We start from the raw sequence: 14,869 nt of genomic DNA, 5'->3' as shown, positions 1-14,869 counted from the left end.
TAATTTAATTTTGCCATATCTTTTTTTCATAAAAAATTTTAGGAAAAATGTTGCAATACGGGAAATAGTATAATAAAATATGTATGAAAGTGGGGGAGAATGGGGCAAAATGGCATTATTAGGAACTTACAATCATACATTAGATGATAAAGGACGATTAACAATTCCTTATAAAATGAGAGAACAATTTAAAGATGATAAAGCCTTTATTTCGCTTGGTTTTGATGGTTGTATTGATGTTCGTAATGAAGTCGAATGATTGAAGTGAGTGGAAAAAGTTGCTTCAACCGGACAAGCCACAGCCGAAGGACGGGCTTTGACAAGAAAAATTATGTCAATGTCTGATGAAACTACTTTTGATAATGCTGGACGAATTAAAATTTCGTCTATTTTACAAAATAAAGTAAAAATTAGTAAAGATGTTGTTGTTGTTGGAAACAACGATCATTTAGAATTATGAGATACAAAAGTTTGAGAAGTATATATTGATCAAACACCAGCAATGGAAGAAGCGGCAAAGAAATTTGAGGAAAAAATTTAACAAATGGAATTTAAACATCAAACAGTTTTATTACAAGAAGCAATTGCTGGGTTAAATATTATTAAAAATGGAGTTTATGTTGATTGCACGTTGGGGCGAGCAGGACATAGTATTGAAATTTTAAAGCATCTCTCAAATGGAAAGTTATATTGTTTTGAACAAGATGAAGCAGCAATTATTGATTCGGAACAAATTTTGAATCAAAATAAATATCGTAATTATGAAATTATTAAAAATAATTTTATTAATTTAGCTGATGAATTGCAATTACGACAAATTAAAGCAGTTAATGGTATTTTATATGATCTCGGAGTTTCATCGCCACAGTTAGATGATTATAAACGAGGTTTTAGTTATCGTTATGATGGTCCTTTGGATATGCGGATGAACCAAACAGCAAGTTTAACCGCGAGAATGATTGTTAATACTTATTATCAAGCAGCGTTAGTGAAACTTTTTCAAAATTATGGCGAAGAAACATTCGCTAAAGTGCTTGCTAAGAACATTGTTATTGCGCGGGATGAACAAGAAATTGCGACAACTTTCCAACTTGTTGAGATTATTAAAAATAGCTTACCACAAAAAATTTTAAAAAAAACGAAGCATCCGGCGAAACGAGTTTTTCAAGCCTTACGGATTGAAGTAAATCAAGAATTATTTGTTTTACAAGAGTCATTACGTCAAGCGACAACGTTATTGGCGGTCCACGGACGCTTAGTTGTAATTTCGTTTCATTCATTAGAAGATCGCATTGTTAAAAAATATTTTCAAAGTTTAACACAAGATCCTAATTATGAAACAAATCAGCAATTACCAGTAATATCATATTTTGAAAGTAATTATCGAATTATCACTAAAAAAGCACTCGTTCCCTCGATTGATGAGCAAACTGTTAATCATCGTAGTACTAGTGCTAAGTTACGAATATTAGAACGGGTGAAATAATAATATTAAAATACTTTTTAAAAAGGGGCGAACGAAGTGGAATATAAGTTAAAAGAAGTATATGCCGTGTTAGAAATCAAAAATTATAGTTTTAGTTTTATGGTTGGTGTTTATAGTGAATCACAAATTAAAGTGCTTTATAAAAGACATCTTGAATATCATTTTTGTGACAACGGCGTTATTATTGATGAAAAAAATGTTGCAAAAGAATTAGTTAATTTAATTAAAGATGCAAATCGTCAATTAGGAATTGTAATTGAACGTGTGGCAATTAGTATTCCAGCTAATAATATGACAATTAAAACTTTAGCCAAAATGCTAAATTTAACACATGATCGGCTAATTACCAAAAACGATATTGATTCATTGATTACGTTAGCGAAAGAAGTTCCTTTATTAGACGATGAAACTGCTTTTTTTATTCGACCATATCGTTACATTCTTAATGAACAAAAAGCATTATCAGCGCCACCAATTGGTAAGGCGGCACATAAAGTAAGTATTAAGGCAATAGTTTATGTAACAAAAAAACAAGTTATTCAAAGTATTTTTGCTACCTTTAAATATGCCAAAATTAAAGTTATGGGTATCCTTCCAGAAGGGTTTAGTCTTGCGTGAAATATTGCATCGCCGGTTGATTTACAAAACGGCATTATAATTATTAATTGAAATTATGATAATATTACCTCTTATGTTTTTGTGCGCGAGACATTGTGTGAACAAATTATTATTTCGGGTGGAATTAAAAAAATAATTATGCGTTTATGTAATGTCTTAAGCTTTGATAATAAGCAAGCAATAAAGTATTTATATAAAATTATTAATTTAAATAATAATAGTAAAGATAATTTAATTATTTATAGCAAATATGATCATCAACAACAAACGCAATTAAACTTTACCCATTATGATTTAAAACGAATTATTAATTCTGTTTTAAAAGAAGAAATGGAAATATTAAGTGAAAAGTTAGCCAATATCTTAGGGCACTATGACTATCCAGTGGTTGTTGTTGGTGAAATTTTACGAATTAGTGGTTTTAAAGAGAATCTACTTGCTTTAAATAAAAATAAAAATATTTCAGTTTACATCGCATCAACGTTAGGGGCTAAAGAAACATGATGCACTGGTTTGTTAGGGAATATTTATTATCAACATTTAGCAAATAAGGTCAGTGCCACAAATATTCAATCCGTTGATCATTGTTATATTAGTTATCTAAATAATAATGTGGATAAAAAAAACCAACGAATTAACCATTATCATTATTATGATGGACAACAAACAACCATGAATGGAAGATAATCCAACACCAAGGGCAATGATCATCAATAATCAACATTTAAAAGGTTTATAACAATATCAACAAAATTACTGACAAAATGTGAAAAAAATAGTATAATGTGTAAAAAATGGAGGAATTAAGGTTATGAACAATTTTGATAATTACGAACAAGTCGCGTCAATAAAAGTTATGGGTATTGGTGGAGCCGGGAATAATGCCGTTAATCGCATGATTGAAGCTGGCGTACAAGGTGTTGAATTTATTGTTGCCAATACTGACGCTCAAATTATTAGTGTTTCAAAATCAAAAAATAAAATTTTATTAGGAAAAGAAACATCAAAAGGACTGGGCGCTGGCGCTAATCCGGATGTTGGTCGTCAAGCAGCGATTGAATCAGCGGAAGAAATTAAGGAAGCTTTAAAAGGAGCAGATATGGTTTTTGTTGCCGCTGGAATGGGTGGCGGAACTGGAACTGGGGCCGCTCCTATTATTTCTAAACTTGCTCTTGAACAAGGTGCTTTAACTGTTGGTATTATTACAACACCATTTTCCTTTGAAGGTCGTGTGCGTAACAGTTATGCCATCCAAGGAACTGAAGAACTACGTAAACATGTTGATTCATTAATTATTATTTCAAACGATCGTTTATTAGAAGTAATTGGCGGTGTTCCATTAAAGGATTCTTTTAAAGAAGCAGATAATATTTTACGTCAAGGGGTCCAAACAATTACTGATTTAATTGCTGTTCCTTCTTTAATTAATTTAGATTTTGCTGATATTAAAACTGTTATGAAAAATAAAGGTAACGCTTTATTTGGGATTGGGATTGGTTCAGGGAAAGATAAAGCAATTGAAGCAGCTAATAAAGCAATAATTTCACCATTGTTAGAAGCATCAATCCGTGGTGCTCGTGATGCGATTATTAATGTTACCGGTGGAAATACTTTAACTTTAAACGATGCCAATGATGCGGTTGATATTGTTAAACAAGCGATTGGCGGCGAGGTTAATATTATTTTTGGAACAGCCGTTAACGAACATTTAGATGATGAAATGATTGTAACAGTTATTGCCACCGGCTTTGATGAGGAACAAAATTTTAGTTCTTCTGATAATATTTATCGTGCTGCCCCGGAAGAATACGAAGGTCTCGCGGCGAAACCAACACGCGAACGTGAACCAGGTGTAATTGATGATAATGATCAAGATATGGCGCGTAAGCGGCCAAGTTATTTTACTAATTTATCAGAAAATGAAAATGCTGAACGCGAAACGGCAAATGCCAACCGTCGTCGCATTAACGCGTGAAGAGAACGTGTTAATAATAGTCAAGTAATTGAACATGAAGAAGATGATGATTTACCACCGTTTGTTCGTCGTGGCTGATAATAATGAGTATTTTTAAGAAAAAACAACGAAATATTTACGATTCTCAGCCACGAATTGATTTTAATAATAGTCCAACTGAGCCAATTGTTCATGGTGATCATAATAATCCTAAGCCCCAACCTATTCCTATCATCACCGCCTTGTTGCAAAAGGCGAATTTTGATCGTGAAGCAATTAACGAGCAACAAACTGATGCTATTGCAAATAGCGTTATTACAACTGGTTTTGTTGCGGATAGTTATCGTGATGCTCCAAAAATGGCTGATTTATTATTGGCAAATGGACAATTAATTGTTCATTTAGAGAAACTGCCAAAAGCAGAACGAATCCGATTATTATATTTCATTAGTGGCGTGATGTATGCATTTGATGGTTATGTTCAAAAAATTGAATATCACACGTACCACTTTATTGTGCGAAAAAATGATTAAGAAGGTGCATTTATTACAAATATTATCAACAAGATTATTAGTTAATTAATAAAACCAAAGGATGGTGTGAGCAAGTGGAGCGGGGGTCGTTTTGTAAACACTGATTTTTTTGATTTACGTCAAATTGCTATTTTAGAAGCGATTTTATAATAAGAAAAGATTACTGATTATCAAATTCATCAGTATTTTGTCAATGATTTTCGGGCAATTGTTAGTTTTAATGAGCATTAATGATAATACTATTATGTTACATGCGAACCAACCAAAATAAGACTTATTACAACATAACAAAATTCTTGGTTTTATTTTAAAATCAAATGCAATTAGAAATGCGTATAATTAACGATTTATATTTAACAGCTAAGAACATATATTTAAGTGTCCTTAAGAAAAAAGGGTAGCACCAGTTTTTACAACAGGGCCAGTAATTGTCTAAAATAATATTTTAACATGAACAATAACATCATCACCAGTTGTGATTGAATACCAATTTACTGGTTTTTACTAAAATAGTTAAAAGTTTACGGTTAGATACCTTTGTTAGTATGATTTGTAATATTTCACGCCAACAAGTACAAACATATGTTGATCAAAATAATGTGTATGTTAATTTTTCTGTGGTAAATAATAAAACTTTTCAAGTTGCTTGTGATATGATAATATCAATCATACGGTATGGTTGTTTTAGAATTAATGCAATTTTACCATCAAAAAGTCAATATTATCGAATTACGATTGCAAAATTTGTATAAAAGTATGGGAAAATATGGTAGAACAAAAGAAAGATTCACGAACAGTTATTTATGGGCAAAATGAAATTATTGAAAAATTAACATATGATAATCAACAATTAATGCTTCGTTTACAATAATTGCAACATTTAGAACATGTTTCGTGTTATAATATTGAGAAATCACAAGAAGCCTTTGAAGTTGTCAGTCATAACGCGGTGCGCATTATTATGAAAGCCGTTGATTTTTCCTATGCTTTTAAAGAAGAGATTGTCGCTTTACTAAACGACATTGATTATAATCGTCATAATCCAAGCTGTTTTAAAATTCATTGATGATTTTTTATAACGTAACAAACAAATTTATGCTTTTTCTATTAATGATGGTGAGATAATTACTAAATTGATTAAGAAAGAAATTATTAACAAAATTAAATAAATAATATATTATTTATTATAATAAAACAAACCACAATTATTTAATGCAACTATTCCAGCAAGATTATATTGATGTGAAATAATCATAGCCAGAAAATAATTATTTCGTGTTTTTACAATTAGAAATTAACAAAAAAGTAAATATTATTGCAATATTTATAAAATAAGATGTTACCGAAAATCAAGAAGAGTGCACCCCAAAAAAATAAGTAAAATAATAAAAAAAGATTTTGCTAAATTTTTATAGGGGGCATTTTATATGGCAAGAAAAGGACAAAAATATAACAAATATACATCATAATTTATAACAAAAATCATTGAGGAAATTAAACAAAAAAATCGTTGAATATCAGCAAAACAATATAATCTAAATGCAAATACAGCAAGATCTTAATGAGTAAATCATAAAAAAAGGAAAATTAAACAACCCTAAAAGATATAAAATTTCTTTTGGCAAAAGAGTTTTTTAATTTTATAAAACATAGTATTAATTATTAAAAAGCTCCATGACTTTTACAATTAAGCAAACCAATAATTGTCTCTTTTATTAAACAAAATTGTCATTAATATTCAATAAAATTATTACTAGAAATAACAAGGTTAAAAAGTAGTTATTAAGATAAATATAAAAATTATGACATTAGCAAAAAAAGCAATAAATGATATTGTAAAAGTCTATGAATAAAATTTAAAACAATTTGGATATTGTTGGATAACTAAATATTTAAAAGAAGATTATGGAATTATTTATAATGCTAAAAAAGTATTACGAATAATAAATGAAAATAATATTAAAGCTGAATATGTAAAACGAATGCGTAGAAAAATATTGATAAAACAAACCAAGAATAAAAATATAATTAAATATCTTGATTTAATTAATCGTAAATTAAATGATATAAAAACAAGGTTTTCATTAATGTTACTAATGTAACATATTTAAATTTTAAAAAGAGAAAGATATTATCAATCAACAATTATTGATGAATATACTAAAGAAATAGTTGATGTAAAGTGATCTAAATATAATGACAATAATTTAGTAATGGATAATTTAAATGATGCAATTAAAAAATAAAATTAATAAAAAAAAAGATCTGAATGGCATAATAATTCACCTTAGATCACGGATATCAATACACATCCGCTATTTATCACGATAAATGTTTATCTAATGGTATTATAATTTCAACAAGGAAAAATTACCACTGTGCAGATAATATTGTTATATAAAGTTTTCATTCATTATTTAAGAAAGATACAATCAATAATAAAATATATAATTAACATGAAGAATATATAAAAGATGTTATAAAATGAAATACATGGTATTAAAATCGTAAATAAAAAGATATTATTAAAATAATAAATACTTTTTATTTTTATTTACTAAAATGGGTGCATTATTAAGCGCTCTTATAGTCTTACTTTTTTATGACAGAAAGGAAAAAACGCTGATGAATTATAAAGATACCTTATTAATTCCCAATACCTTATTTGAAATGAAAGCTAACTTAACGGAGAAAGAACCAAAAATCCAATTAGAATGACTACGAACAAATATTGTTGCTGGTCGTTATCAACATAATGTGACCCAACCACCTTTTATTTTACATGATGGACCTCCTTATGCAAATGGCGATTTGCATGTTGGCCATGCTTTAAATAAAATTTTAAAGGATTTTATTGTTCGCTATTATAATCAAAAAGGATACTATAGCCCTTTAATTTGTGGGTGAGATACCCATGGTTTACCAATTGAAACTGCTGTTGTTAAAAGTGGGGTCAATCGTAAAATAACTCCGCCCGTTCGCTTTCGCCAAATTTGTCGAAAATATGCTCTTGACCAAATTGATAACCAAATTAAGCAATTTAGTCAGTTAGGGTTATTTAGTGATTTTCAGCAGAAATATGTTACGTTAGATTTATCCTATGAACTAGAACAATTCCGGTTATTTCAAACAATGGTCAAAAAAAAATTAGTTTATCGGCAATTAAAACCAATTTATTGATCACCATCAAGTGAGTCGGCCTTAGCGGAAGCCGAAATTGAATATGACGAATTAACTTCCCCATCAATTTTTATTACCTTTCTAGTAATGACAGGTAATAAAATAATTAAACCCGGCACAAAATTTATTATTTGAACAACAACCCCATGAACAATTCCGATGAATCAAATGTTAGCGGTGGGGAAAGAAATTGTTTATGTTGAAGTTGTAGTTAATAGTGAAAAGTATTTATTTGCCAAAGCATTATTAGAGCAGTTACAATCTCTTTTTAACTGAGAAAAAGTTAAAATTATTCAAGAAGTTGCTGGGGCTAACTTAGTGGGAATTATTACAAAACACCCTTTATATGATCGTTATAGCCCTGTTGTTCTTGGTTATCATGTTACAATTGAAGCTGGAACAGGAGTTGTTCATATGGCTTCTGGTTTTGGTGAAGATGATTATTTGATTGCTAAAGCAAATAATGTCCCAATTTTTGCTCCCCTAGACGATTCCGGTAAATATACCATCGAAGTCGGAGACGACACTTTAACCGGAGTGTATTATGAAGATGCCAATAAAATGATTGGACAATGTTTAGAACAAAGGGGCACATTATTAAAATTAAAATTTATTAAGCACCGTTCACCAATTGATTGACGAACAAAGAAACCAGTTATTTATCGAGCAACAGCGCAATGATTTGTTTCAATTGAAAAAATAAAACCAGCCTTATTAGCGGAAATTAAACAAGTACAATGAAATACAGAATGAGCAGAGAAGCGAATGGCAATAATGATTGAAAACCGGCAAGATTGATGTATTTCGCGGCAAAGATTATGGGGTGTTCCAATTATTGCTTTTTATGATGAAAATAATCAACCGCAATTTAGCTCCGAATTAATTGAATATGTCATTAATTTATTTGCTAAAGCAAAAACAACCGATATTTGATTTGAATGAACAGCTGATCAATTATTACCACCATCGTACCAAAAGCGTAATTGACGCAAAGAACAAGATATTATGGACGTTTGATTTGATAGTGGGGTTAGTAATTTAGCGGTCACAAAATCTTACCAGTTGCCGCATCCTGTTAGTGTTTGTTTAGAGGGAATTGATCAATTCCGTGGTTGATTTAATTCTTCATTAATTACTTCGGTTGTTGCCACAGGACATGCGCCATATCAAATAGTTTTAGCGCATGGTTTTGCTAACGATGAAAAAGGTCGTAAAATGAGTAAATCATTAGGAAATGTAATTTCGCCTTTAGCGATTATTGACCAGTATGGTGCTGATATTTTACGAATGTGAGTTGCATCGGTTGATTATCGCGATGATGTTAAAATTGGTCCGGATATTTTAAAACAAATTGTCGAAGTTTATCGTAAAATTCGTAATACTTTACGGTTTTTATTAGCGAATTTAACTGATTTTAATCCAGCAACCGATTGTCAATCACAATTAACGGGAGTTGATTATTATATGTTACATTTAGCCCATGAATTTCAACAAAAAGTTAATAAAAGTTATGAGGAATTTAATTTTAATAATGTTTATATGTTAATTAATAATTTTGTGATTACAACTTTATCAAAATTTTATTTAGATTTTACCAAAGATATTTTATATATTGAACAAATGGCTGCTCCTCGTCGGCGTGTTGTGCAAACAATCCTATATTATTTATATCGTATTTTAGTTGATGCTTTAAAACCAATTATTCCGCATACGGTAGAAGAGAGTCACTGGTTTATTAAATATCCTCACCAACAAAGTTCGGTGCATTGCGAAGATAATTTTGTTTTACCAACCATAATTAATCAAGCATTAATAACAAAATGAGAACAAGTATTAAAATTACGTGATGATGTTAATAAAGAATTAGAACGCCGTCGTGAACAAAAAGAAATTAAGAAATCCTTAGAATGCCAAGTTACGATCGCTTTAAAAGAACCATATGCTGAATTAGCAACAATTAAGGATTTATATCAAATTTTTATTGTTAGTGAGATTATTTTTACAACTGATCATCATCATTTAACCGAATATGAAACAAGTTATTTAAAAGTGCAAGAAAAAGCCGGAGCAAAATGCAAACGTTGTTGAATGATTTATAACCATTTAAACGCTCAAAATAATGAAATCTGTGATCGTTGTTTTAATGTTTTATCAACAAAAAATGTGCGATAATATATATAAAAGAAACAAAGGAGTTAAAAACAAATGAAAGAACGAACAAAACAATTATGATATGATGTTCGAGATCATTTTAAAAATCGGAATTATATTTGAAAATACAAACTGCAAGTTTGTTTGTCGCTTTTTATTGGTTTATTAATTTTAGATATTATTACTAAACAATTAGTTTTTCATTTATTATCGCATAGTTCTGATGCGCCAGAAGTTAAATTTTTAGATGGATTTATTAACTTTAAATTTATGGTTAATACAGGGATTTCTTTTGGGATAAATGCGAATAATCTTATGGTTGTAATTATTGGTGCTGTCTTTATTACCTTGATCGCGTTTGGAATTTTTCTGTATGTTAATAGTAAACCGGCGGTTATTGGTTTAATTATGATTACAATTGGCGGCTTTGGCAATTTAATTGACCGAATGTGAAATCAAGGGGGCGTTGTTGACTTTCTGGCATGAATTTGATTCCCACCGTATAGTGTTTTTAATTTAGCTGATACTTGTGTAATAGCAGGGGTTATTGTCCTAATTATTGCCATTATAATTGAAATTATTCAATTTTATCTTGAACGCCATCGTAGTAATCACGAGGAAAATGTTGAGTAAAATGGCTAAAATTACTTTTACTGCTTCGACAACAAATCGTATTGATAAAATTTTAACTGATTATTTTAAGACGCAACAAACTCCTTTTTCTCGTACAAAAGTGCAAAAATTAATCATAGCCGGACAAGCGCAAGTTAATAACCAAGTGGTGCGAGCAAATTCGCTTGGTAAAATTGGTGATCAAATTATTATTGAATTACCTGAATCAAAGGCCAGCGCCTTAACTCCGATGGCAATGCTGTTAACAATTTTATATGAGGATGAGTATTTAATGGTGATTGATAAACCAAACAACTTGGTTGTTCACCCCGCGCCAGGGCATCAAGATGACACCCTAGTGAATGCGTTATTAGCACATGGTGTTGATTGATCAACAGCTAGCGGTGAACAACGTCCGGGTATTGTCCATCGAATTGATCGGCAAACAACAGGAGTCTTAATTATTGTTAAAAATGATTTTGTTCATCAGCAGTTGCAAGAACAAATTCAGACAAAACAGTTACAACGCCGGTATTTAGCGCTTGTTTATGGTAAAATTACTGAAAAACAGGCTAAAATATATGCTCCGATTGGTCGCGATCCAAATAACCGCAAAAAAATGACCATAACCGCAAAAAATTCTAAAAAAGCAGTGACTAATATTCTTGTAATTGAACGATTTAATGACTATACTTATATAGAGTGTGAATTAGAAACAGGACGAACGCATCAAATTCGCGTCCATCTAAAATACATTAATCATCCAATTGTAGGTGATCCGTTATATGGGACAAGTGCTGGTAAAAAAGAAAGTTTTGGCCAATATCTGCATGCTTATCAATTAACATTTGTTCATCCAGTTACGAAAAAATTTATGACAATAACAGCAAAATTACCACAAGAGTTTGAACGAAGATTAGCAATACTACGCACGAAAGGATAGAAAACAATGATTTTTGATAAAGATAAGTTATCCCTAATTGATTATTTTTTAAAACAAGAAAAATACAGTGTTTATAAAAGTAAGTCACGAAATAATAATAATGCTTATTTATATAAAGTTGATAGTAAAGAATTTCAGATTATTAAAATTATTGATAATTTTAGTGGTGAATTTAATGATTTCATCATTAATGATGAAATTGTGCAAATGTTAAAGACTTTTTTAAATAAAAAATTTCAACGCGCAAAACTTACTATTTTATCAATTGTTTTAATTGAAAATCGTTCGCAAATTTACAAAGATGATGGTGGCGATGTAACCTTATTTGTTAATCAAAATAATTATCTTGATAGGTTAAAAAATTATTATCCTAACATTACCATGTTAGAAAAAAATAGTGAAACTAAATCTTCAACGGCAAGGATGACAAAAGAAGAAATTTTAGATGGTATTAAAGAACCAAATAGTAAATTAACGAAAAATTTAAAGCAATTAAGTGATAAGTTAAGTGTCAACAATCTTGGCGTGACGTGAATTTTAATCGCCTTATTATTAGTTATTCCAATTGTTGGTATCTTTTTTGGATCTCAGATTTTTAATACGCAAGGACTAAGTGAAAAAGCAACAAAACTGGTTTATGGGGGAATTACCCGGGATTTATTAATTTGAAATAACCAATGATGACGATTATGAACATATGTCTTATTTTCAAGTAATTCATTATTAGTAGTTTTAAATTTATTTATGATTTTTACCGTTGCTCGTTATGCGGAAGCTTTGTTGGGGCGTTGACGATTATCGGCAATTTTATTGTTAGGGGTCCCATTGGTGGGTTTATTTTTAGGTGCCGTGTTACCGAATTGAATTTTTGGTGGTTCAACAATTTTATTAGCAATTCTATGGGGAAGTTTGTTTAGTTATAATTATGGGAAAGAAGATTTATTGGCTTTAATTGCCAATCAAAGAATTTTAATTATTATGTTATGGCTTTTAATAATGCCAATCTTTTTGGGTTATTCATATTATTTAATTAATTTTATTAGCTTTTTTGTTGGGAGTGCGATTGGTTATGGCTTAGAATTTAACCGTTCACATCGTGTGAATTGAACAATGTTATATCCGATCTTTATTATTGTCACAATAATAACAGTTAGTGTTGTCACCTTATTGTGAATGCGTTATGTGCCGCCATATAATGGGGCAGTAATTGAAGTCTTAGTAAGCTATTGACGTGTGGGCTTAATTAGTCAGAGTGCCATTGAAGACATGTTAAATAGTTATTATCTTTATCCAAAAACAGGTTGACCAATTTTTTTATTAAATAGTCAAACTAGTTTTGATAATATTTTTGTATTGGGCGGATTAGGTAATTTATGACAGCGTTAACAATCAAAAAAAGGGATGATTATTTATCGTGGGATGATTTTTTCTTAAGTGTTGCTCATGTTTGTGCAATGCGCAGTAAAGATCCCCATACGCAAGTTGGGAGTTGTGTTGTTAACCAAATTAATCAAATTATAGCTACAGGCTATAATGGTTTACCGCGTGGTTTGAATGATGATGATTTTTCATGAGCACACGAAGGTGCGTATTTAGAAACAAAATATCCGTATGTTGCCCACGCAGAGTTAAATGCCATTTTAAGTGCGCGAACAAACTTAGAGAATTTTCGAATTTATACAACTTTGTTTCCTTGTACTGAATGTACCAAAATTATTATTCAAGCGGGGATTAAAGAAGTTATTTATGATAATGACAAATATGAGGATAGTGAGGCTAATCAAGTAGCTAAACGAATGTTTGATCAAGCGCAAGTTATTTATCGTTGTTTACCTGTTGTTAATGTTATTGTCGAACTACAACCAAAAAAATAATTAATTGGCGTTGTGTAGATACAAACAGAAAATTTATTTAATATTTTGCAAAAACATTGTTTTTGCACTTATTCAAGTAAAACACGGTTGAAGTTTATCATTTATAACATTAACTAATCAATCTATTATTTTTTGACTAACATTATTAAAATCAGTTCCCTTTGGGAGACAATATCTAAATTCGTTGTTCATATGTTCAATTAATGTTTTTTGTTTTGTTTTACTGGGGTCACAAAAATAAACTTGTGTTTCAGCAAATATTTTCATTTTTTTTATTTACTAAATTATTTGCCTTGATATGTAATAATTCATTTCATTTTCCTGGTATTATTAATTATTCTTAGGTTTTGTATAAAATTAAGTAATTATAAACAAATTAGGATTCTTGGATTAGCAACCTTTTTAGACAATTTTTATATGGACTGTTGTTTTCTAAATTAAACAGGGTGTTAAATAATTTAAACTACCATGAATTCGAATATTGTTATATCAATGCATAAAGTTAAATAATTTGTATTTTAATTGGGTTAAATTTATAAATTTTTGCCTCTTGACAAATTATTTTTTAAAACTTTTGTAAATTTTTTCAGCCCCAGCATTATCATAAGGATAGCGCCCTCCTTTATTGCTTAATGATTGTTTGGTGTTAAAAATATTTAAGGTATTATCAATGATTTTATTTTTAAATTCATTACTCCAGTTATTATGAAATAACGTAATTTGTTTTAATGGTCTTGTAATTGAATAAAAGGTTTCTTGCACTAGTTATACTATTTTATTTGTCTCGATATTATAGCCAATTATTTCACGATTAAACAAGTTAATTAACAAACAAAGATAATGTCATTTAGCACCACATTAAACATATGTTAAATCACTAACAACAACTTCATTGGGTTGTTTATTATTAAATTCACGGTTTAAAAACGTTGCTAATTTCGTTGTTATTAACCACCAACTTATGATTATAATATTTTAATTTGGTGCATTTAGATACTAACTAATTTTTAATCATAATTTGGTGAATTTTTCTTCGCGATAAGATAATATCTTTTTAATTTAAAAAGCTTTAATTTTATAAGACCCATAAATTTTGGCGATTAGCTTAAATGCTCTGATAACTTTTTGTTCATAATTATTAACATCAACCATAGCCACATTTATTAATTTGATAGTAATATGTTGATTTTGCTATCTTTAATTTTGATCCTATTTGACCAATTTTTCGCATGGAATATTTTTCTTTATTATTGTTAATAATTTCTATTTTTTTATTAATTATCATTAACCTTGTTTATTTTCAGAAAATAACAGCAAAAACTAACCGAATAAAAATATCATACCTGGAATATCGTTTAACCAACAAGTAAGTGAGGATAAATAATATAGAGGGGGCCGGGTCGTAACTGCTATGACCAATAAAAGCAATATTTCAGGCAATATAAAATAGTTATCGTGGTTTTTTTGGGGGATAAATATTTAATCCACAATGGTTAAAGGGTGAGTGTTCAACAATAA

14 protein-coding genes and 1 pseudogene are annotated in these 14,869 nt (G+C 29.6%); 12 read left to right on the top strand and 3 right to left on the bottom strand.

Annotation, left to right across the window (positions count from 1 at the left end; translation table 4 throughout):
- The first annotated feature begins 79 nt into the window (after nucleotides 1–79).
- From mraZ to ACE38S_RS02510, 12 genes are all read left to right on the top strand, one after another.
- Nucleotides 80–541, top strand: a complete 462-nt coding sequence (gene mraZ / locus ACE38S_RS02565) for a division/cell wall cluster transcriptional repressor MraZ (protein ID WP_374696250.1) — start codon at nucleotides 80–82, stop codon at nucleotides 539–541.
- 3 nt (nucleotides 542–544) lie between these two features.
- Nucleotides 545–1,486: a 16S rRNA (cytosine(1402)-N(4))-methyltransferase RsmH gene (gene rsmH / locus ACE38S_RS02560; RefSeq protein WP_374696249.1), complete on the top strand. Its 942-nt coding sequence runs from the start codon at nucleotides 545–547 to the stop codon at nucleotides 1,484–1,486.
- 36 nt (nucleotides 1,487–1,522) lie between these two features.
- Nucleotides 1,523–2,791, top strand: a complete 1,269-nt coding sequence (locus ACE38S_RS02555) for a cell division protein FtsA (RefSeq protein ID WP_374696248.1) — start codon at nucleotides 1,523–1,525, stop codon at nucleotides 2,789–2,791.
- 124 nt (nucleotides 2,792–2,915) lie between these two features.
- Nucleotides 2,916–4,160: a cell division protein FtsZ gene (gene ftsZ / locus ACE38S_RS02550; RefSeq protein WP_374696247.1), complete on the top strand. Its 1,245-nt coding sequence runs from the start codon at nucleotides 2,916–2,918 to the stop codon at nucleotides 4,158–4,160.
- Nucleotides 4,161–4,162: 2 nt separating this feature from the next.
- Nucleotides 4,163–4,591 (top strand): cell division protein SepF, encoded by a 429-nt coding sequence (locus ACE38S_RS02545; RefSeq protein WP_374696246.1) that lies wholly within the window; start codon nucleotides 4,163–4,165, stop codon nucleotides 4,589–4,591.
- A gap of 479 nt (nucleotides 4,592–5,070) precedes the next feature.
- Nucleotides 5,071–5,343 (top strand): S4 domain-containing protein, encoded by a 273-nt coding sequence (locus ACE38S_RS02540; RefSeq protein WP_374696245.1) that lies wholly within the window; start codon nucleotides 5,071–5,073, stop codon nucleotides 5,341–5,343.
- 119 nt (nucleotides 5,344–5,462) lie between these two features.
- Nucleotides 5,463–5,675, top strand: a complete 213-nt coding sequence (locus tag ACE38S_RS02535; RefSeq protein WP_374696244.1) for a hypothetical protein — start codon at nucleotides 5,463–5,465, stop codon at nucleotides 5,673–5,675.
- A gap of 1,541 nt (nucleotides 5,676–7,216) precedes the next feature.
- Entirely contained in the window at nucleotides 7,217–9,943 is a 2,727-nt protein-coding gene (gene ileS / locus ACE38S_RS02530; RefSeq protein WP_374696243.1) for an isoleucine--tRNA ligase, read from the top strand.
- Between the two features lie 33 nt (nucleotides 9,944–9,976).
- Entirely contained in the window at nucleotides 9,977–10,555 is a 579-nt protein-coding gene (gene lspA / locus ACE38S_RS02525) for a signal peptidase II (protein WP_374696242.1), read from the top strand.
- Between the two features lies 1 nt (nucleotide 10,556).
- On the top strand, nucleotides 10,557–11,477 hold the full coding sequence (locus ACE38S_RS02520) for an RluA family pseudouridine synthase (RefSeq protein ID WP_374696241.1): 921 nt from the start codon (nucleotides 10,557–10,559) through the stop codon (nucleotides 11,475–11,477).
- Between the two features lie 6 nt (nucleotides 11,478–11,483).
- Nucleotides 11,484–12,863, top strand: a complete 1,380-nt coding sequence (locus ACE38S_RS02515; RefSeq protein WP_374696240.1) for a rhomboid family intramembrane serine protease — start codon at nucleotides 11,484–11,486, stop codon at nucleotides 12,861–12,863.
- Complete coding sequence (locus ACE38S_RS02510; RefSeq protein ID WP_374696239.1) at nucleotides 12,851–13,351, top strand: deoxycytidylate deaminase; 501 nt, start codon at nucleotides 12,851–12,853, stop codon at nucleotides 13,349–13,351. Before ACE38S_RS02515 ends, ACE38S_RS02510 begins: the two co-directional genes overlap by 13 nt.
- A 33-nt stretch (nucleotides 13,352–13,384) precedes the next feature.
- Here ACE38S_RS02510 and ACE38S_RS02505 read toward each other — a convergent pair.
- The 3 genes and pseudogenes from ACE38S_RS02505 to ACE38S_RS02495 form a co-directional block, all read right to left on the bottom strand.
- Nucleotides 13,385–13,624 (bottom strand): annotated as a pseudogene (locus tag ACE38S_RS02505) (IS30 family transposase); the annotation flags it as partial.
- A gap of 285 nt (nucleotides 13,625–13,909) precedes the next feature.
- Entirely contained in the window at nucleotides 13,910–14,113 is a 204-nt protein-coding gene (locus ACE38S_RS02500; protein WP_374696238.1) for a hypothetical protein, read from the bottom strand.
- Nucleotides 14,114–14,489: 376 nt separating this feature from the next.
- On the bottom strand, nucleotides 14,490–14,636 hold the full coding sequence (locus ACE38S_RS02495) for a hypothetical protein (RefSeq protein ID WP_374696237.1): 147 nt from the start codon (nucleotides 14,634–14,636) through the stop codon (nucleotides 14,490–14,492).
- Between the last annotated feature and the right edge of the window lie 233 nt (nucleotides 14,637–14,869).

The sequence above is a fragment of the Spiroplasma endosymbiont of Polydrusus formosus genome, assembly GCF_964263245.1.
Lineage (GTDB): Bacteria > Bacillota_I > Bacilli_A > Mycoplasmatales > Mycoplasmataceae > Spiroplasma.
The sequence above is the reverse complement of the archived record's forward strand: the minus strand, read 5'-3'. Positions and strand labels throughout refer to the sequence as shown.